Raw genomic sequence first — 17,294 nt, 5'->3', positions numbered from 1 at the left:
CAATGGCGTTGTGAAAAACGTCGGCGAGGCTCGGGAGACCCCCGTGGGGGCCCCTCAGGAAGAGCTCGCGGCTGGGATGCGCTCGGACCGCTCGACGCGCAACCGGGTCGCGCGGTCCATCCTGGACCACGGGCCCTCGACCGTCGCCGAGCTGGCCGGCCGGCTGGGTCTCACCCATGCCGCCGTGCGCAGGCATCTGGACGCGCTCGTCGCGGACGACGTCGTTCAGGCCCGGGAGCAGCGGGTCTACGGCACGCGCACCCGCGGCCGTCCCGCCAAGGTCTTCGCGCTCACCGACTGCGGTCGCGACGCCTTCGACCAGTCCTACGACACGCTCGCCGCGGACGCCCTCAAGTGGATCGCCGAGCGCGAGGGCGGCAGCGAGGCGGTCGCCGCCTTCGCCCGCGCCCGGATCACCGCCCAGGCACGCGCGTACCGCAAGGCGATCGAGGCCGTCAGCCCCGACCAGCGCACCGAAGCCCTGGCCAAGGCCCTGAGCGCAGACGGGTACGCTGCAACGGCGCGCAGCGCACCCCTCCCTCAAAAAGGCGAGCAGCTCTGCCAGCACCACTGCCCGGTCGCCCATGTCGCGGAGCAGTTCCCGCAGCTGTGCGAGGCGGAGACGGAGATCTTCGCCGAACTGCTCGGGACGCACGTCCAGCGGCTGGCGACCATCGCGCACGGCGACGGCGTCTGCACGACGTTCATCCCCAAGATTTCCCACACGCAAGTTCACAGCGACAACGCATCTGCAAGCACGGCCGGGAGGAACCCCGCATGACTCTCCCCACGGAGACTGCCCACCCTGAGCTCGAGGGCCTGGGCAAGTACGAATACGGCTGGGCCGACTCCGACGAGGCCGGTGCCGCAGCGAAGCGCGGCCTGAACGAGGACGTCGTCCGCGACATCTCCGGCAAGAAGTCGGAGCCGGAGTGGATGACCAAGCTGCGCCTCAAGGGCCTGAAGCTCTTCGAGAAGAAGCCCATGCCGAACTGGGGCTCGGACCTGTCGGGCATCGACTTCGACAACATCAAGTACTTCGTGCGCTCCACGGAGAAGCAGGCGGCGTCCTGGGAGGACCTGCCCGAGGACATCAAGAACACCTACGACAAGCTGGGCATCCCGGAGGCCGAGAAGCAGCGCCTCGTCGCCGGTGTCGCCGCCCAGTACGAGTCGGAGGTCGTCTACCACCAGATCCGTGAGGACCTGGAGGAGCAGGGCGTCATCTTCCTCGACACCGACACCGCGCTGAAGGAGCACCCGGAGCTCTTCAAGGAGTACTTCGGCACCGTCATCCCGGCCGGTGACAACAAGTTCGCCGCGCTGAACACCGCCGTGTGGTCCGGTGGCTCCTTCATCTACGTGCCGAAGGGCGTGCACGTGGAGATCCCGCTCCAGGCCTACTTCCGGATCAACACCGAGAACATGGGCCAGTTCGAGCGCACCCTGATCATCGTCGACGAGGGCGCCTACGTGCACTACGTCGAGGGCTGCACCGCTCCGATCTACAAGTCGGACTCGCTGCACTCCGCGGTCGTCGAGATCATCGTCAAGAAGAACGCCCGCTGCCGCTACACGACCATCCAGAACTGGTCGAACAACGTCTACAACCTGGTCACCAAGCGCGCCGTCGCCTACGAGGGCGCGACCATGGAGTGGATCGACGGCAACATCGGCTCCAAGGTGACGATGAAGTACCCGGCCGTCTACCTGATGGGCGAGCACGCCAAGGGCGAGACCCTGTCCATCGCCTTCGCGGGCGAGGGCCAGCACCAGGACGCCGGCGCCAAGATGGTCCACATGGCCCCGAACACGTCCTCGAACATCGTCTCCAAGTCGGTGGCGCGCGGCGGCGGCCGTACCTCCTACCGCGGTCTGATCGAGATCGGCGAGGGCGCCCCGGGTGCGAAGTCCAACGTGCTCTGTGACGCTCTGCTCGTCGACACCATCTCGCGTTCGGACACGTACCCGTACGTCGACGTCCGCGAGGACGATGTCTCCATGGGCCACGAGGCGACCGTCTCCAAGGTCTCCGAGGACCAGCTCTTCTACCTGATGAGCCGCGGTCTGAGCGAGGACGAGGCGATGGCGATGATCGTGCGCGGCTTCGTCGAGCCGATCGCCAAGGAGCTGCCGATGGAGTACGCGCTGGAGCTCAACCGGCTGATCGAGCTGCAGATGGAAGGCGCGGTCGGTTAAGAACCGCCGTTCCGTCCGGCAGCAGGCGGCCCGCCTTCCGGGGCGGGCCGAAGATCGCAGACACGTAAACGAAAGCGAGCACTACGACAGCCATGGCTGAGGCTCAGAACATCCCGGTGGGCTCCACCACCGCCGGCTCGATCGCGGTCGCCGCGGAGTCGACCGTCGTCTCGCGCATGAGCGCGCCCCCGTCGTTCGACGTCGCGGACTTCCCCGTCCCGCACGGCCGCGAGGAGGAGTGGCGCTTCACCCCGCTGGAGCGCCTGCGCGGCCTGCACGACGGCACCGCCGTCGCCACCGGCGAGGGCCTGAAGGTCGAGGTGCAGGCCCCCGAGGGCGTCACCGTCGAGACCGTCGGCCGCGACGACGCGCGGCTCGGCAGGGCGGGCACCCCGGTGGACCGCGTCGCCGCCCAGGCGTACTCGGCGTTCGAGAAGGCCGGCGTGGTCACCGTCCCCAAGGAGACGGTCCTGGCCGAGCCGATCCGCATCGCCGTGCACGGCGAGGGCGGCACCGCCTTCGCCCACCAGGTGATCGAGCTGGGCGCCTTCGCCGAGGCCGTCGTCGTCATCGACCACACCGGTGACGCCGTGCTGGCCGCCAACGTCGACTACATCCTGGGCGACGGGGCCAAGCTGACCGTCGTCTCCGTCCAGGACTGGGACGACAAGGCCGTGCACGTGGCCCAGCACAACGCCCTCGTCGGCCGCGACGCCTCCTTCAAGTCGGTCGTCGTCACCTTCGGCGGTGACGTGGTCCGCCTGCACCCGCGCGTCGAGTACGCCGGCCCCGGCGGCGAGGCCGAGCTGTTCGGCCTGTACTTCACCGACGCCGGGCAGCACCAGGAGCACCGTCTGCTGGTCACCCACAACACCCCGCACTGCAAGTCGAACGTCGTCTACAAGGGCGCGCTCCAGGGCGACGACGCGCACGCCGTGTGGATCGGTGACGTACTGATCGAGGCCAAGGCCGAGGGCACCGACACCTACGAGATGAACCGCAACCTGGTTCTGACCGACGGTGCACGCGTCGACTCGGTGCCGAACCTGGAGATCGAGACCGGCGAGATCGTCGGCGCCGGCCATGCCTCGGCCACCGGCCGCTTCGACGACGAGCAGCTCTTCTACCTGATGGCCCGCGGAATCCCGGAGCACGAGGCCCGCCGCCTCGTCGTCCGCGGCTTCTTCGCCGAGCTGGTCCAGCAGATCGGCGTCGCGGACATCGAGGAGCGGCTGATCACGAAGATCGAAGAGGAGCTGGAGGCCTCGGTCGCATGACGACCTTCGACCGTGCCCGTTTCGTCCGGGCCTGTGGGCTGAGCGAGCTGGAGGAGGACACCCCCAAGCGGGTGGAACTCGACGGCACGCCGGTCTCGGTCGTCCGTACCGAGGGGGAGGTGTTCGCCATCCACGACATCTGCTCCCACGCGAACGTCTCGCTCTCCGAGGGCGAGGTGGAGGACTGCCAGATCGAGTGCTGGCTGCACGGCTCCAGCTTCGACCTCCGCACCGGTAAGCCGTCCGGCCTTCCCGCGACGCGCCCCGTCCCCGTATACCCCGTACACATCGAAGGGGACGACGTTCTCGTCTCCCTCACCCAGGAGTCCTGAGGCACCCATGGCAACGCTTGAAATCCGAGACCTGCACGTCACCGTCGAGGCCGACAACGCCACGAAGGAGATCCTCAAGGGCGTCGACCTCACCGTGAAGCAGGGCGAGACGCACGCCATCATGGGCCCGAACGGCTCCGGCAAGTCGACCCTCGCCTACTCCCTCGCGGGTCACCCGAAGTACACGATCACCAGCGGCTCCGTCACCCTCGACGGCGAGGACGTCCTGGAGATGTCCGTGGACGAGCGCGCCCGCGCCGGCCTGTTCCTCGCCATGCAGTACCCGGTCGAGGTCCCCGGCGTCTCGGTCTCCAACTTCCTTCGCACCTCCGCCACCGCCGTCCGCGGCGAGGCCCCCAAGCTGCGCACCTGGGTGAAGGAGGTCAAGGAGGCCATGGAGCGCCTCAACATGGACCCCTCCTTCGCCGAGCGCAACGTCAACGAGGGCTTCTCCGGCGGTGAGAAGAAGCGCCACGAGATCCTCCAGCTGGAGCTGCTCAAGCCGAAGATCGCGATCCTCGACGAGACCGACTCCGGTCTGGACGTCGACGCCCTGCGCGTCGTCTCCGAGGGCGTCAACCGGGTCCGCGAGACCGGCGAGGTCGGCACCCTGCTGATCACGCACTACACGCGCATCCTGCGCTACATCAAGCCCGACTACGTCCACGTCTTCTCCGCCGGCCGCATCGTCGAGTCCGGTGGCGCCGAGCTCGCCGACAAGCTGGAGAACGAGGGGTACGAGGCCTACACGAAGGGTGGCGCATCCGCGTGACACAGCTGCCGGGCCTCCTCGACACCGAGGCGCTCCGCAAGGACTTCCCGATCCTGGACCGCGTCCTGCACGACGGCAAGAAGCTCGTGTACCTGGACAACGCGGCGACTTCGCAGACCCCGCGCCAGGTGCTCGACGTGCTCTCCGAGTACTACGAGCAGCACAACGCCAACGTCCACCGTGGCGTGCACGTCCTCGCCGAGGAGGCCACGGCACTGTACGAGGGCGCGCGTGACAAGGTCGCGCAGTTCATCAACGCGCCGTCACGCGACGAGGTGATCTTCACCAAGAACGCCTCCGAGTCGCTCAACCTCGTGGCCAACATGCTCGGCTGGGCCGACGAGCCCTACCGGGTGGACTCCGAGACCGAGATCGTCATCACGGAGATGGAGCACCACTCCAACATCGTCCCGTGGCAGCTGCTCGCGCAGCGCACGGGCGCGAAGCTGAAGTGGTTCGGTCTCACCGACGACGGTCGCCTGGACCTGTCCAACATCGACGAGGTCATCACGGAGAAGACGAAGATCGTCTCCTTCGTGCTGGTGTCGAACATCCTCGGCACGCTCAACCCGGTCGAGGCCATCGTGCGCCGCGCGCAGGAGGTGGGCGCGCTGGTCTGCGTCGACGCCTCGCAGGCCGCTCCCCACATGCCGCTGGACGTGCAGTCGCTCCAGGCCGACTTCGTGGCCTTCACCGGCCACAAGATGTGCGGCCCGACCGGCATCGGCGTCCTGTGGGGCCGCCAGGAGCTGCTGGAGGACCTGCCTCCGTTCCTCGGCGGCGGTGAGATGATCGAGACCGTGTCGATGCATTCGTCGACGTACGCTCCCGCCCCGCACAAGTTCGAGGCGGGCACGCCCCCGATCTCGCAGGCGATCGGCCTGGGCGCGGCGATCGACTACCTCAACTCGATCGGCATGGACAAGATCCTCGCCCATGAGCACGCGCTCACCGAGTACGCGGTGAAGCGGCTGGGAGAGGTCCCCGACCTGCGGATCATCGGCCCGGCCACGGCCGAGGACCGCGGCGCCGCGATCTCCTTCACGCTGGGCGACATCCACCCGCACGACGTGGGCCAGGTTCTCGACGAGCAGGGCATCGCCGTCCGGGTCGGCCACCACTGCGCGCGGCCGGTCTGCCTGCGGTACGGAATTCCTGCGACCACGCGAGCGTCGTTCTATCTGTACTCCACGCCGGCCGAGATCGACGCTCTGGTGGACGGCCTGGAGCACGTACGGAACTTCTTCGGCTGACGGGACGGGACGAGCGACGCATGAAGCTGGATTCGATGTACCAGGAAGTCATCCTGGACCACTACAAGAACCCGCACGGGCGTGGTCTGAGGGATGGCGACGCCGAGGTGCACCACGTGAACCCGACGTGCGGCGACGAGATCACCCTGCGTGTGAAGTACGACGGCACGAAGATCGAGGACGTCTCGTACGAGGGCCAGGGCTGCTCCATCAGCCAGGCGAGCGCGTCCGTACTGAACGAACTCCTCGTCGGCAAGGACCTCTCCGACGCGCGCAGGATCCAGGAGACCTTCCTGGAGCTGATGCAGTCCAAGGGGAAGATCGAGCCCGACGACGCGATGGAGGAGGTCCTGGAGGACGCGGTCGCGTTCGCCGGGGTCTCCAAGTACCCGGCCCGGGTCAAGTGCGCCCTCCTCAGCTGGATGGCGTGGAAGGACGCGACGGCCCAGGTGCTGGGCGGAGCCGACGCCGAAAGGAAGACGGCATGAGTGACACCGTGGAGATGAAGCCGGCCTCGGAGGAGGAGCTCCGCGAGGCCCTGATGGACGTCGTCGACCCCGAGCTGGGCATCGACGTCGTCAACCTCGGCCTGATCTACGGCATCCACGTCGACGACTCGAACGTGGCCACGGTCGACATGACCCTCACATCGGCGGCCTGCCCGCTGACGGACGTCATCGAGGACCAGGCCAAGTCCGCCACGGACGGTCTCGTCAGCGAGTTGCGCATCAACTGGGTGTGGATGCCGCCGTGGGGCCCGGACAAGATCACGGACGACGGCCGTGAGCAGCTTCGGGCGCTGGGGTTCAACGTCTGAGGCACACAAGCCGCATGGGAACGGCGAGGTCCGGTGGACCTCGCCGTTCGCGTTCTCAGGCCAGCCCCGCGACCAGCTGGAACGAGGAGTCCGCCTGGTACAGGGAGCTGTTCTGGAACGGAGCCAGCCTCAACTGGAAGTTCTGGTGGCGCAGGAACCGTCCCGGGTAGTTGGCGGACTCCAGCATCACCGCGCCCGAATGGGCCGAGCCGCGGGGGCAGAAGGTGGCATCCTGCTCGAACAGCGCGGAGCCGTCGTTGCGTTCGGAGCGCAGGACGAACTCGCGGTGGCGCAGGTAGCTGCCGTCGGCCGTGGCGAAGGAGTAGCAGCCGTCGCCGGCCAGGCCCTTGACCAGCTTGAAGGTGGAGTCCTCGCGGCTCTCCGAGCCACGGACCGGTTCCAGCCGCACGTAGCCGCCGCTCGCACGCCAGTAGCGGTCGGGGAAGTTGACCGAGCGGACGGACCGCCAGGTCGCGGCGGGGGGCTCGGGGGACGAACCGGCCTCGCCCGAGGGCGACTTGGACGGTTTCGGCGTGGGTTCGGGTGTGCCGTCGCCCGATGGCCGCGGTGCCTTCGGCGTCTCCTTCGCCGTCGACAGACCGCTCTTGCCCTCGGGGGGAGCCGTCGACTTCGACGGGGTGGCGAAGGAGATCAGGCCGGGGCCTGACGTGCTCTCCGAGGAAGCCGAGGCCGAGAGGGAACTCTCGGGCTCCCTTTCCGACACGGCTATGGCGGTGGCACAGGCGATGACCGTCGCTATCGCCATGCCGGCCGCGAGCCAGAGACGGCGCGTCCCCGGTGCTCGGGAGGTGTCGGATGCCCAGCCGTTTTCCCAAGGTTGGTCCTGAGGCGGCCGGGACTTGTTTTCTGGCATGCGCTGATCCTCCAGCGGCGTCATGGAACGACAGCCGCGGCTGCGAGGGCCCGGTATGTGAACGCTGAAACAGTAGTGGTTCCTGTGGTCCGAGGCAGCAGTTCGGAACGAGCCGTTTCCACATTGATGTCTGGCACTGGACGCGCCGGTGTGGTCCCGGCCCCATCGGGCCTGACACGTCCTCAGGTTCCGCTGCCCTGGGACTCATTGGCCGACTCCGACCACGCCGGGGGGACAGGGCATCATGACCGCGACAGCGGCAGCGCCGCCCTCTTCCGACAGGAGTCCCAGGATCATGGTTCACCGAGCCCAACGTGCCCTGCGCGGCGCGCCGGTCCTCGCGGCTCTGTGTGCCGCGCTTGCCCTGGCCGCGGGGGGATGCGCGAAGTCCGACGGCGACAATGCCGAGGTGCGGAAGGTGAAGTTGCCCGAGCCGGGCGTCGCCTTCGACTACCAGATCGGCGGCTCCTATCCGCCCCCGGCCGGCGTGCGGGCGGTCTCCCGGGACCGCACCGCGAAACCGGCGCCGGAGGTCTACAGCATCTGTTACGTCAACGCCTTCCAGGCCCAGCCGGACTCCGAGCGCTGGTGGCGCACCCACCACCCCGACCTGCTGTTGCGCGACGCGGACGGCAGGACGGTGATCGACCGGGACTGGGACGAGGCCCTGCTGGACATCTCGACGCCCGCCAAGCGCGAGCGACTCGCCGACGTCGTGGGGGAGTGGATCGACGGCTGTGCCGCCGCCGGGTTCCAGGCGGTCGAGGCCGACAACCTCGACTCGCACGAACGGTCCCGCGGACTGCTGACCGCCGAGGACAACCTGGCCTTCGGCAAGGTGCTCGCCGCCCGCGCCCATGCCGCCGGTCTGGCCATCGGCCAGAAGAACGCGGCCGAACTCGCGCGCCGGGGACGCGGTCTCGGCTTCGACTTCGCGGTCGCCGAGGAGTGCGGACAGTACGACGAGTGCGACGCGTACGCCGACGCCTACGACGACCGGGTCTTCGTCGTCGAGTACCGGTCGGGCGGCCTCACCGCGGCATGCGCCCACTGGGCCGACAGGCTGTCGGTGGTGCTGCGCGACCTGGACGTCGCACCCGCGGGCGAGGACGGGTACCGCCGCCGCACCTGCTGACGCGACAGCTTTGTGTACGGCCGTACGCAACGTTGTGTACGCTCGTACACATGGGATACCTGCTGCTCGCCGGAGCCATAGCCGCCGAGGTGGCCGCCACCACTGCCATGAAGTACAGCGACGGGTTCAGCAGGCTCCTGCCGTCCGTGCTGACCGCCCTCGGTTACCTCCTCTCCTTCGCGCTGCTCGCCCAGACGCTGAGGACCGTCGCCGTGGGCACGGCCTACGCGATCTGGGCCGGGGTCGGCACCGCGGCCATCGCCACCATCGGGATCGTCTTCCTCGGGGAGGGGCTGACGGTGGCCAAGGCCGCCGGAATCGCGCTGATCATCGTCGGCGTGGTGGTGCTCAACCTGGGGGGCGCGCACTGATGGCCCGGCGCTACGACCCCGAGCGACGGCAGCGGATCATCGACGCGGCGATCCGGGTCGTCGGGGACAAGGGCCTCGCGGGGCTGAGCCACCGCACGGTCGCCGCCGAGGCGGACGTGCCGCTCGGCTCCACGACGTACCACTTCAAGACCCTCGACGATCTGCTGGTCGCCGCCCTGCGCCAGGCCAACGAGGGCTTCGCCAAGGTGATCGCCTCGCGCGGCGGCCTGGAGGACCCGCACACCGACCTGGCCGCCGAACTCGCGGGCTGGATGGGCGAATGGCTGGCGGGCGACCGCACGGGCGTCGAGCTGGAGTACGAGCTCTACCTGGCCGCCCTGCGCCGCCCCGCCCTGCGCCCGGTCGCCGCCGAATGGGCCCGGGAAGTCGCGGACCGGCTGTCCCGGCGCACCGACGCGGTCACGGCGCGGGCGCTGGTGGCGCTGATGGACGGGATCTGCCTGCAGGTGCTGCTCACCGAGACGCCGTACGACGAGGCGTACGCGCGCGACGTGCTGCGCCGGGTGATCCCCTGACATGCCCTTCGGGGCGGGCCCCGACACGTCGGCCGTGAACCCTGTGCCGCCCGGCGCCGCACAGATCTGCGAGCGGGCCACCACGGCCCGCGGAACGGATGGCGAACGCAGCCGGGACCGTCGCCGGGTCGCCGGAACGGCCCGAGCCGTCCGCCCGGCCCCGGTACGCGGCAAACCCCCGAGCCCGCGCCGGGTGACCGCGGCCCCCGGCGCCCCGCGTCGGCTCGCACGATGAGACGCCCCCTGCCCGAGTTCGCCCCGACACGCCCCCGCCGGTTAGGTTGCCCTCATGACCGACACGACTGCTCCTCGCACCACCGGCGCCGTGGCCGCCGGTCTCGCCACGATCGCTGCCGACGGCACTGTTCTCGACACCTGGTTCCCCGCGCCCGCACTCGTCAGTGAGCCCGGCCCCTCCGGCAGCGAGCGGCTGTCCGCCGAGCAGGCCGCCCAGCTGCTCGGCGGCGGCGCCACCGCGGCGATCGGGCCGGACGCCCGCCGGGGCGTCGAGGTCGTCGCGGTCCGCACGGTCATCGCCTCGCTCGACGAGAAGCCGATCGACGCGCACGACGTCTACCTGCGCCTGCACCTGCTCTCCCACCGCCTGGTCAAGCCGCACGGCCTGAGCCTGGACGGGCAGTTCGGCTTCCTCGCCAACGTGGCCTGGACCTCCCTCGGCCCGGTCGCCGTCGACGACGTCGAGAAGGTCCGGCTGAACGCCCGCGCCGAGGGCCTGCACCTCCAGGTGACCTCGATCGACAAGTTCCCGCGGATGACGGACTACGTGGCCCCGAAGGGCGTCCGCATCGCCGACGCCGACCGGGTCCGCCTGGGCGCGCACCTCGCCGAGGGCACCACGGTCATGCACGAGGGCTTCGTCAACTTCAACGCGGGCACCCTCGGCACCTCCATGGTCGAGGGACGTATCTCCGCCGGCGTCGTCGTCGGCGACGGCTCCGACATCGGTGGCGGCGCCTCCACGATGGGCACGCTGTCCGGCGGCGGCAACGTCATCATCACCATCGGTGAGCGCTGCCTGATCGGCGCCGAGGCGGGCGTCGGCATCGCCCTCGGCGACGAGTGCGTCGTCGAGGCCGGCCTGTACGTCACCGCCGGCACCCGGGTCACCATGCCCGACGGCCAGATCGTCAAGGCCCGCGAGCTCTCCGGCGCCTCCAACATTCTCTTCCGCCGCAACTCGGTCACCGGCACGGTCGAGGCCCGCCCGAACAACGCGGTGTGGGGCGGACTGAACGACATCCTGCACAGCCACAACTGAGCGACGGCGGCCCGTGACCCGCGGCCGCCCCCTCGATCAACTGCCGACGTTGGTCATCGACGAGCGCCCTTCCACGGCCCCCACGGCCCCGGGAGGGCGCTCGTGCGTCATGCCGTCGCCCAGGGTGCGCTCACGTACGGGTTACACCACGTGACCTCCGTGCGGTCCAGGCAGATGAACGGGTGGACGCAGTGTCCGATCAGACGCCGAACCGACGAAATGAGGACCGATGGCGGGTCGAGGCAGGACGAGCGAGCGGACGCGGACCGTGCTGCGCCTGGTGGTGGGCGCATGGGCGGTGGCGGGTGCCTGCTGGCTGCCGGCGGGCAGCGCGTACGCCGACGAGACGAACACCGGCTCGCACAACGGGCCCCGCATCGGGTTGGTCAACGTCGGGCAGGTGGACGACCCGATGGAGGATGTGCTGGAGCACTTCCTGCTCCTCGGCGACGGGTACAAGTGGGGCTGATCGCCCGCCGGGCACAGCGTGGGGGTGGGGCCCGTACCGCTCGGTGAGGCGGTGCGGGCCCCGGCCCTTCTCGCCGGCCGCGACTTTTTCTCCGGTGAGCGGCATAGCGGCCGGGTCCCGCACGCGTCACTTGGGTGGGGAAGGCGGGCACCCGGCCCGCCCGGCGAAGAGAAGGTGACGATGGATGCCGAGGCACAGGACAGCTTCCGGGAGTTCGTGGAGAACCGGTCGTCCGCTCTGCTGAAGACCGCGGTCCTGCTGACCGGCGGCGACCGGCACGCCGCCGAGGACCTCCTGCAGAACGCCCTGATCAAGGCCGCCGGCCGCTGGCAGCGCGTCGACGAACCGGAGGCGTACGTACGGCAGATCCTGTACCGGCAGCAGATCAGCCGGTGGCGGCTGAAGTGGCGCCGGCGCGAACTGACCGTCGCCGAGCCGCCCGAGAGCGGCGCGGGAGCGGACACCGCCTCCGCAGCCGAGCTGCGGTTGCTGATGCGGGGCGCGCTGGCCCGGCTGACCGTACGGCAGCGCACCGTACTGGTGCTCCGCTACTTCGAGGACCTGCCGGAGGCCGAGGTGGCCCTGATCCTCGGCTGCTCGGTCGGCACCGTGCGCTCCACCACCCACCGTTCGCTCGCCCGGCTGCGGGCCCTCGCTCCCGAACTGGCCGCGCTCGGCCCCCGGACCGAGGCCGCCCGTACCCAGCCGTCCCGTGACTTCTCGCCCGTGGAGGTGCGTTAAGTGAACGTCGAGGAACTCGTGCGCGACTCCCTGCGCGAACTGGCCGCCGAACAGACGCCGGCCGGTCCCGGATACGCGGACCGGGTGCTGGCCGTCCGCAGGCGCCGCCGTACCCGTCGGCTCGCCTCGGTCGCCGCCGCCACCGCGGCCTTCGTCGGTGCCGCGGTCGCCGTTCCGTTGCTGGACACCGGGAAGGAGGACCGGCGTCCGGCCAGTGTGCTGAACGGCCGTGGCACCAGCGCCCACCCGGACCAGTCGCCGCCGAGCGACCTGATCGCGGCCGGTGACGTGGCGCTCGCCGCGTACTACACCACGCAGATCGTCCCGCGGTCGAAGGACCGGGCCGTGTCCGAGCGCACCTACTGGCTCCTGGACCAGGAGACCGGACGCTACGAGAAGGACGCCAGGTGGTCCGTGGTCGCCGTCGCGCCCGGGATGCGCACGGCCGCCGTACTGGAGCGGACCCTGCCGGCCCGGCGGATCGGGCTGCTCGACCTCACGACGGGGGAGGTCGAGCGGTGGGTTCCGGTGGACCACGGGGTGGGTGGGCTGGCGTTCTCGTACGACGGGCGCAGGCTCGTCGCGACCACGTACGACGAGAACCCCGATGTGCGTCTGAGGCAGAAGGCCGACGACGCCGTCCGGTGGGTGCCGCGGTATCACCGGCCGAGTCGCAGCGGCTTCCACGTCGTGGACGTCGCCTCCGGCAGGACCTCCTGGGCCGGGGTACGCGACGACCGTGCGTTCCTCTCCCGCGCGGACTTCGCCTTCAGTCGCAGCGGCGACCTGGTGTACACGCCCGTCCCCGGGCCCGGGGACGGCATGCAGCAGTTCTACGACCTCGACGGCAACAAGGTCGCCGCACCCGCGAACGAGCGGCACCTGCGTACGGACGTCGAGGCCCGGCTCTCCCCGGACGGCAGCCTCGCCGCCGCCGGCCTCGCCAAGGAGGTCCCGGACAAGTCGTACTCCTCGATCCGCGACCCCCACACCGGCAAGGAGGTCACCAGGGTGCGCGGTGCCGAGCTGCTCGCCTGGGTGGACGACCGACGGCTGATCGTCGAGGAGCGAGCCGCGGGTGAGGGACCGTACCGGCCCAGGCTCGCGCTGGTCACGATCGGACGCGACGGGGTCGAATGGCTGAGCGGCCCCAGCAGGCAGAAGGACGACGACCTCTCGTACGAGTGGGAGCCCGTCCTGGCGCGCCGCTGATCAGTCCTCGGCGAGCGCCTCGTACGCCGCCAGCAGCCCGTCGACCGCCTCGCGGCCGGCGGGCCGCAGCGGGGCGCGGACGGGACCGGCCGGCAGGCCGAGTTCGCTCAGGAGCGCCTTGGCGGTGACGGCGCCGGGCAGACCCGCCGCCATCATCGATTCGATGAGCGGCGTGGCGCGTTGCTGGAGGCGGGCGGACAGGGGGGTGTCGCCCGCCTCGAACGCGTCCAGCACCGAACGAAGGTGGCGCGGGATCACGTTCGCGACCGTGCTGACGTAGCCCGTGCCGCCCACGGCGTAGAGGGCGAGATTGTGCTCGTCGCAGCCCGCGTAGTACGCCAACTCCGTGCGGGCGATGACCTTCTGGGCGGCCAGGAAGTCGTAGGAGCAGTCCTTCACCGCGACGATCCGGGGGTGCTCGGCGAGGCGGATCAGCGTCTCCGGCTCGACGCGGGTGCCGGTGCGGCCCGGGATGTCGTACAGCATGAGCGGCAGTCCGGCCGCGTCGGCGACCTCGCGGAAGTGCGCCTCGACGGCGTCCTGCGGGGGCCGGCTGTAGTACGGCGCGACCACCAGCAGGCCGTCGGCGCCCGCCTTCTCGGCCGCCAGGGCCAGTTCGACGGTGTGCCGGGTGTCGAAGGTGCCCACGCCCGCGACGACCGACGCCCGGTCGCCCACCGTCTCCCGGACGGCCCTGATCAGCTCCGCCTTCTCGGCGTCCGTCGTGGTCGGCGACTCGCCCGTCGTACCGGAGAGCACCAGTCCGTCGCAGCCCTCGTCCACCAGCCGGTCGGCCAGCCGCTGCGCGCCGTCGAGGTCGAGCGCCCCGGCCTCGGTGAACGGCGTGATCATGGCGCACAGAGCGCGGCCGAAGGGAGGGGCGGGGGTGGCGGCAGTCGTCATGAGAGCAGTGTCGACCGGACGATTCCTCAGCTCCACTTAATTCTCCTACGGGGTATTGGTCAGCAATGCTGAAAGGTGGTCGATGTTCGGGGTGACCTGGGCGTTGTAGGCCCTATGTCCAAAGCGGGGCGTCATGGGTCACCATGGGCCGGACGGCAACGGCACCTGCTCATGGAGGTCTCATGAAGCTCGGCAAGGCACTCGCCACCGGAGTCGCGCACGAGCGGCCGCAGGACCGCGACGGACGACTCCAAGTCCCGGAAGAGAGTGCGGAGATCGCACGGATCGGGAAGGCCGAGACCGCCGAGGCGCCCGCCTGCGAAGAGGTCCCGGTCGCACGATGAGGCTGCGGCTTCCGGAGGAACGCCCGACGGAGCCGCCGACCGGATTCAAGATCGCCCATCCGGTGCTGTCCCAGGACGGCGCCCGGGCCGCTTTCACCGGTGTGTCGCTGGGCGGCGCGCTGCCGTACGGAGTCCTGGCCGACGCGTCCTGTGTCTACGGCCTGCGGCACCGTGCGCCGCACCGCCGCTGCGACTGCGGCTTCCACTGCGTGCTCGACCGTACGACGGCCGAGGCGCTGCTGTGCACGGCCGAGCACCGGGCGGCCGTCCTGCTCGAAGTCACCGTGCTGGGCCGCTACATCCGCTTCGAGCGCGGCTTCCGCTACGGCCGCCAGCGGGTGCGCACGGCGACGGTCGGCCCGTGCGCCTGCGGTGCGGTCGCCGCCGCCCTGGCCGACGCGGGCTGGGGCCGCCCCGGCTGGCGGGGGCTCGCGCCGTCCTGCGTGGGGTGCCTGCACGACCGTACGGCCGTCTCGCTCGCCGGGTTCGCGCGGCTGGCGGGCGAGGGGCTGCGCGTCATGGCCCGGAAGGGGGCCTCCGCGGCGGTGGCCGGTCCCGGGGCCGACCAAGGGCTCGGAGTGCCCGAACTCGCCGCCGAGGCAGCGCTGTTGCAGGCCCGGCTCGACCTGTTCCAGGCTCAGCTGGCCCGGCTGGGCGAACGGGGATCCGGCGGCGGGCGGCAGGGATAGCGGGGGCCGGTCCGGGTACCCGGGAGTTCCGAACCGAGAGGAGGCGGAACGCATTGACCGGGACCACGGCCCCCGAGCCGGTGCCCGACGGGCACCGTTCAGTGGGTGAACTCGTAGGGCAGGCAGGCGAACAGCTCTCCCGACTCGTACGACAGGAAGTCGCCCTCGCCAAGGAGGAGCTGGCCGAGAAGGGCCGGCGCGCCGGTCGCGGCGGCGGTCTGCTGGGCGCGGCGGGCGCCGTCGCGTACGCCGGTCTGCTGTTCCTGGCCGTGACCGCCACCGCCGCCCTCTCGCTGACGCTGGCCGTGTGGGCCGCGGCGTCGATCGTGACCGGGGTGCTCTTCGCGGTGGCCGCTGTGCTGGCGGCGACCGGTCGCAGCCAGTTGCGGCGGGCCGCGCCCCCGACGCCGGAGGAGGCGCTCGGCAGCGTCAGGGCGGACGTCGAGGAGATCAAGGAAAGGGCGCATCCATGACGCAGAAGAAGGCGGGGGACAAGAGCGCCGCGGAAGCCGCGAAGCAGGGCTCCGCGAAGGCCGCGGCCGCGGGCAGGGCCGTGACCGGCAAGGCCGTCGCCGCGGGGAAGTCCGCGGTCGGGAAGGCGGGCGGCGGGGCCAAGGGGCCCGAGGAGCTGCGCCGCCAGATCGAGCGGACGCGCGGCGAGCTCGGTGAGACGGTCGCGGCGCTGGCCTCGAAGGCGGACGTGAAGGGCCGAGCCATGGCCCGCGCCGCCGACCTGAGGGACAAGGCCGGGGCGATGACCGTGCAGCTGCGCAGCAGCGCGGCCCAGGCGAGCCATGTCGTGCAGGAGCGGGCGGCGCGCGCCGGGCATGTCGTGCAGGACAAGGCGACGCAGGCCGGGCACGTGGTGCAGGACCGGGCGTCACAGGCCGGGCACACCGTCCAGGACAGGGCCGCGCACGCCGGCCACATGGTCGAGTACAAGGTGCCCGGCCCGGTCCGCACCGCCGTCCGGTCCGGGCTGCGGCACCCGCGGCCGGTGCTGGTCGTCGGGGCGGCGGTCGCAGCGGTGGTCGCCGCCGGGATGATGCGGCGCCGACACCACTGACGCCACAGCCCCGGCGGACACCGCCGAGCCACCGCGTGCGCGGAACGGCACGGCACGGCACATACTGCGCGGCGGCGCGGGACCGGACACCGGTTCCGCGCCGCTTCCCGTGCGGGGTGGGACCCCGGGGCGAACCACGTCCGCCCTCCTCGCCGATCTCCGCCCACCCCTCGGCATCCGCCCTCCCCGGGCCACTTGACCTCAAGTCCGGTTGAGGTCGAAAGGTGATCAGTGCGCGCACACCGCACGCGTCCGCACACGTAGATCACCACCGTGGAGGCCGGCATGACCCGCCGTACCGACGCCCACCCCGACCCGACCCGCCCCGAGGTCGGCGCCCCCTTCTTCAGCACCTGGCGCGTGGGCACCCGCCCGCGGCAGCGGCAGACCGTCGAGGCGATCGCCGGTACCTGGGAGAACCGCCCCTGGCCCTCCGCCGGCCTGCTCGGCTACCACGTCTACGTCGGCGAGGACGCCTCCACCCTCCTGCACTACTCGCAGTGGAGGAGCGAACAGGCCTACGACGCCTACGTCAAGACGCACCGGCAGGAACGGGTCGACGAGATCGACACCGCCGTGCCGGGGATCGAGCGGGTGAGGCTCGACCGCTACCGGCACTACCGCAGCGGCACCCGTGCGGGCGACACCCGCGCCCCGGGCTGCATCGTGATCGTCGACGTCGAGTTCGAGGGGCCCGACCCCGACCGTCAGCGTGCCTGGGTGGACGCCGTCTTCGAGGCGCTGGAGGGCGAGCCGAACCCCCATCCCGGAGGCATCGCCGCCCACTTCCACCTGAGCACCGACGGGACCCGTGTCCTCAACTACGCCGAGTGGGAGAGCGCCCAGGCCCATGCCGAGGCCCTCGCCGCCCCGGGCGACGGCATCGGCTCGTCGACCGGGCCCTGGCGGCGCGTGCAGACCTGGCCGGGCCTGAAGAGCAGTGGTTCGGTCAGCCGGTACGAGCACGCCCTCGGCCTGGTGCCGGACTGATCCTCAGCAACCGAAAGCTGAAGTCGTCTGGACAA

General features: G+C 70.8%; 22 protein-coding genes. 20 read left to right on the top strand and 2 right to left on the bottom strand.

Features of this window, described 5'->3' with window-relative positions; all coding sequences use genetic code 11:
* Nucleotides 1-10 precede the first annotated feature (10 nt).
* The 8 genes from ACWCPI_RS02885 to ACWCPI_RS02850 all read left to right on the top strand — a co-directional run bounded on the left by ACWCPI_RS02885 (nucleotide 11) and on the right by ACWCPI_RS02850 (nucleotide 6,650).
* Complete coding sequence (locus ACWCPI_RS02885) at nucleotides 11-781, top strand: helix-turn-helix transcriptional regulator (protein ID WP_451036417.1); 771 nt, start codon at nucleotides 11-13, stop codon at nucleotides 779-781.
* Nucleotides 778-2,199: a Fe-S cluster assembly protein SufB gene (gene sufB, locus ACWCPI_RS02880; RefSeq protein WP_388811940.1), complete on the top strand. Its 1,422-nt coding sequence runs from the start codon at nucleotides 778-780 to the stop codon at nucleotides 2,197-2,199. Before ACWCPI_RS02885 ends, sufB begins: the two co-directional genes overlap by 4 nt.
* 92 nt (nucleotides 2,200-2,291) lie before the next feature.
* A complete protein-coding gene (gene sufD, locus ACWCPI_RS02875; RefSeq protein WP_451036416.1) occupies nucleotides 2,292-3,476 on the top strand; it encodes a Fe-S cluster assembly protein SufD in 1,185 nt (394 codons plus the stop codon).
* Complete coding sequence (locus tag ACWCPI_RS02870) at nucleotides 3,473-3,808, top strand: non-heme iron oxygenase ferredoxin subunit (protein ID WP_451036415.1); 336 nt, start codon at nucleotides 3,473-3,475, stop codon at nucleotides 3,806-3,808. The genes sufD and ACWCPI_RS02870 overlap by 4 nt, the downstream gene beginning before the upstream one ends.
* 7 nt (nucleotides 3,809-3,815) lie before the next feature.
* Nucleotides 3,816-4,580 (top strand): Fe-S cluster assembly ATPase SufC, encoded by a 765-nt coding sequence (gene sufC / locus ACWCPI_RS02865; RefSeq protein WP_451036414.1) that lies wholly within the window; start codon nucleotides 3,816-3,818, stop codon nucleotides 4,578-4,580.
* The gene (locus tag ACWCPI_RS02860; RefSeq protein WP_451036413.1) at nucleotides 4,577-5,833 is read left to right on the top strand and encodes a cysteine desulfurase; all 1,257 of its coding nucleotides are present in this window, start codon (nucleotides 4,577-4,579) and stop codon (nucleotides 5,831-5,833) included. Before sufC ends, ACWCPI_RS02860 begins: the two co-directional genes overlap by 4 nt.
* Before the next feature lie 20 nt (nucleotides 5,834-5,853).
* A complete protein-coding gene (gene sufU, locus ACWCPI_RS02855; protein WP_388811952.1) occupies nucleotides 5,854-6,321 on the top strand; it encodes a Fe-S cluster assembly sulfur transfer protein SufU in 468 nt (155 codons plus the stop codon).
* Entirely contained in the window at nucleotides 6,318-6,650 is a 333-nt protein-coding gene (locus ACWCPI_RS02850; RefSeq protein ID WP_004002168.1) for a metal-sulfur cluster assembly factor, read from the top strand. Before sufU ends, ACWCPI_RS02850 begins: the two co-directional genes overlap by 4 nt.
* A gap of 55 nt (nucleotides 6,651-6,705) precedes the next feature.
* Here ACWCPI_RS02850 and ACWCPI_RS02845 read toward each other — a convergent pair whose 3' ends face one another.
* Nucleotides 6,706-7,416 carry an AbfB domain-containing protein gene (locus ACWCPI_RS02845; protein WP_451036412.1) on the bottom strand — a complete coding sequence of 237 codons (711 nt, stop codon included), beginning with the start codon at nucleotides 7,414-7,416 and terminating at the stop codon, nucleotides 6,706-6,708.
* A 403-nt stretch (nucleotides 7,417-7,819) separates the two neighbouring features.
* On the opposite strand from ACWCPI_RS02845, the gene ACWCPI_RS02840 reads away from it, so the two are divergent.
* The 7 genes from ACWCPI_RS02840 to ACWCPI_RS02810 all read left to right on the top strand — a co-directional run bounded on the left by ACWCPI_RS02840 (nucleotide 7,820) and on the right by ACWCPI_RS02810 (nucleotide 13,267).
* On the top strand, nucleotides 7,820-8,659 hold the full coding sequence (locus tag ACWCPI_RS02840) for an endo alpha-1,4 polygalactosaminidase (protein ID WP_451036411.1): 840 nt from the start codon (nucleotides 7,820-7,822) through the stop codon (nucleotides 8,657-8,659).
* A 50-nt stretch (nucleotides 8,660-8,709) separates the two neighbouring features.
* Nucleotides 8,710-9,030, top strand: coding sequence for a DMT family transporter (locus tag ACWCPI_RS02835; protein ID WP_451036410.1), 321 nt, complete (start codon nucleotides 8,710-8,712; stop codon nucleotides 9,028-9,030).
* A complete protein-coding gene (locus tag ACWCPI_RS02830) occupies nucleotides 9,030-9,566 on the top strand; it encodes a TetR/AcrR family transcriptional regulator (protein ID WP_451036409.1) in 537 nt (178 codons plus the stop codon). The genes ACWCPI_RS02835 and ACWCPI_RS02830 overlap by 1 nt, the downstream gene beginning before the upstream one ends.
* Nucleotides 9,567-9,855: 289 nt before the next feature.
* Entirely contained in the window at nucleotides 9,856-10,845 is a 990-nt protein-coding gene (gene dapD / locus ACWCPI_RS02825; protein WP_451036408.1) for a 2,3,4,5-tetrahydropyridine-2,6-dicarboxylate N-succinyltransferase, read from the top strand.
* Nucleotides 10,846-11,074: 229 nt separating this feature from the next.
* A complete protein-coding gene (locus ACWCPI_RS02820) occupies nucleotides 11,075-11,314 on the top strand; it encodes a hypothetical protein (protein WP_451036407.1) in 240 nt (79 codons plus the stop codon).
* Between the two features lie 180 nt (nucleotides 11,315-11,494).
* Nucleotides 11,495-12,055 (top strand): SigE family RNA polymerase sigma factor, encoded by a 561-nt coding sequence (locus tag ACWCPI_RS02815; protein ID WP_451036406.1) that lies wholly within the window; start codon nucleotides 11,495-11,497, stop codon nucleotides 12,053-12,055.
* Nucleotides 12,056-13,267 carry a WD40 repeat domain-containing protein gene (locus ACWCPI_RS02810; protein WP_451036405.1) on the top strand — a complete coding sequence of 404 codons (1,212 nt, stop codon included), beginning with the start codon at nucleotides 12,056-12,058 and terminating at the stop codon, nucleotides 13,265-13,267.
* On the opposite strand, the gene dapA is transcribed toward ACWCPI_RS02810, so the two are convergent.
* Complete coding sequence (dapA, locus tag ACWCPI_RS02805) at nucleotides 13,268-14,170, bottom strand: 4-hydroxy-tetrahydrodipicolinate synthase (protein WP_451036404.1); 903 nt, start codon at nucleotides 14,168-14,170, stop codon at nucleotides 13,268-13,270.
* Nucleotides 14,171-14,352: 182 nt separating this feature from the next.
* On the opposite strand from dapA, the gene ACWCPI_RS02800 reads away from it, so the two are divergent.
* The 5 genes from ACWCPI_RS02800 (at nucleotide 14,353) to ACWCPI_RS02780 (ending at nucleotide 17,259) form a co-directional block, all read left to right on the top strand.
* Nucleotides 14,353-14,514, top strand: a complete 162-nt coding sequence (locus tag ACWCPI_RS02800; RefSeq protein ID WP_451036403.1) for a hypothetical protein — start codon at nucleotides 14,353-14,355, stop codon at nucleotides 14,512-14,514.
* Complete coding sequence (locus ACWCPI_RS02795) at nucleotides 14,511-15,203, top strand: hypothetical protein (RefSeq protein ID WP_451036402.1); 693 nt, start codon at nucleotides 14,511-14,513, stop codon at nucleotides 15,201-15,203. The genes ACWCPI_RS02800 and ACWCPI_RS02795 overlap by 4 nt, the downstream gene beginning before the upstream one ends.
* A gap of 53 nt (nucleotides 15,204-15,256) precedes the next feature.
* On the top strand, nucleotides 15,257-15,676 hold the full coding sequence (locus ACWCPI_RS02790; protein ID WP_451036401.1) for a phage holin family protein: 420 nt from the start codon (nucleotides 15,257-15,259) through the stop codon (nucleotides 15,674-15,676).
* Entirely contained in the window at nucleotides 15,673-16,269 is a 597-nt protein-coding gene (locus tag ACWCPI_RS02785; protein ID WP_451036400.1) for a DUF3618 domain-containing protein, read from the top strand. Before ACWCPI_RS02790 ends, ACWCPI_RS02785 begins: the two co-directional genes overlap by 4 nt.
* Nucleotides 16,270-16,554: 285 nt before the next feature.
* On the top strand, nucleotides 16,555-17,259 hold the full coding sequence (locus ACWCPI_RS02780) for an antibiotic biosynthesis monooxygenase (protein ID WP_451036399.1): 705 nt from the start codon (nucleotides 16,555-16,557) through the stop codon (nucleotides 17,257-17,259).
* Nucleotides 17,260-17,294 lie beyond the last annotated feature (35 nt).

It is taken from the genome of Streptomyces sp. NPDC001920 (assembly GCF_053594495.1).
Note: the sequence above shows the minus strand (reverse complement) of the source record. Positions and strands in the feature narration are given on the sequence as shown.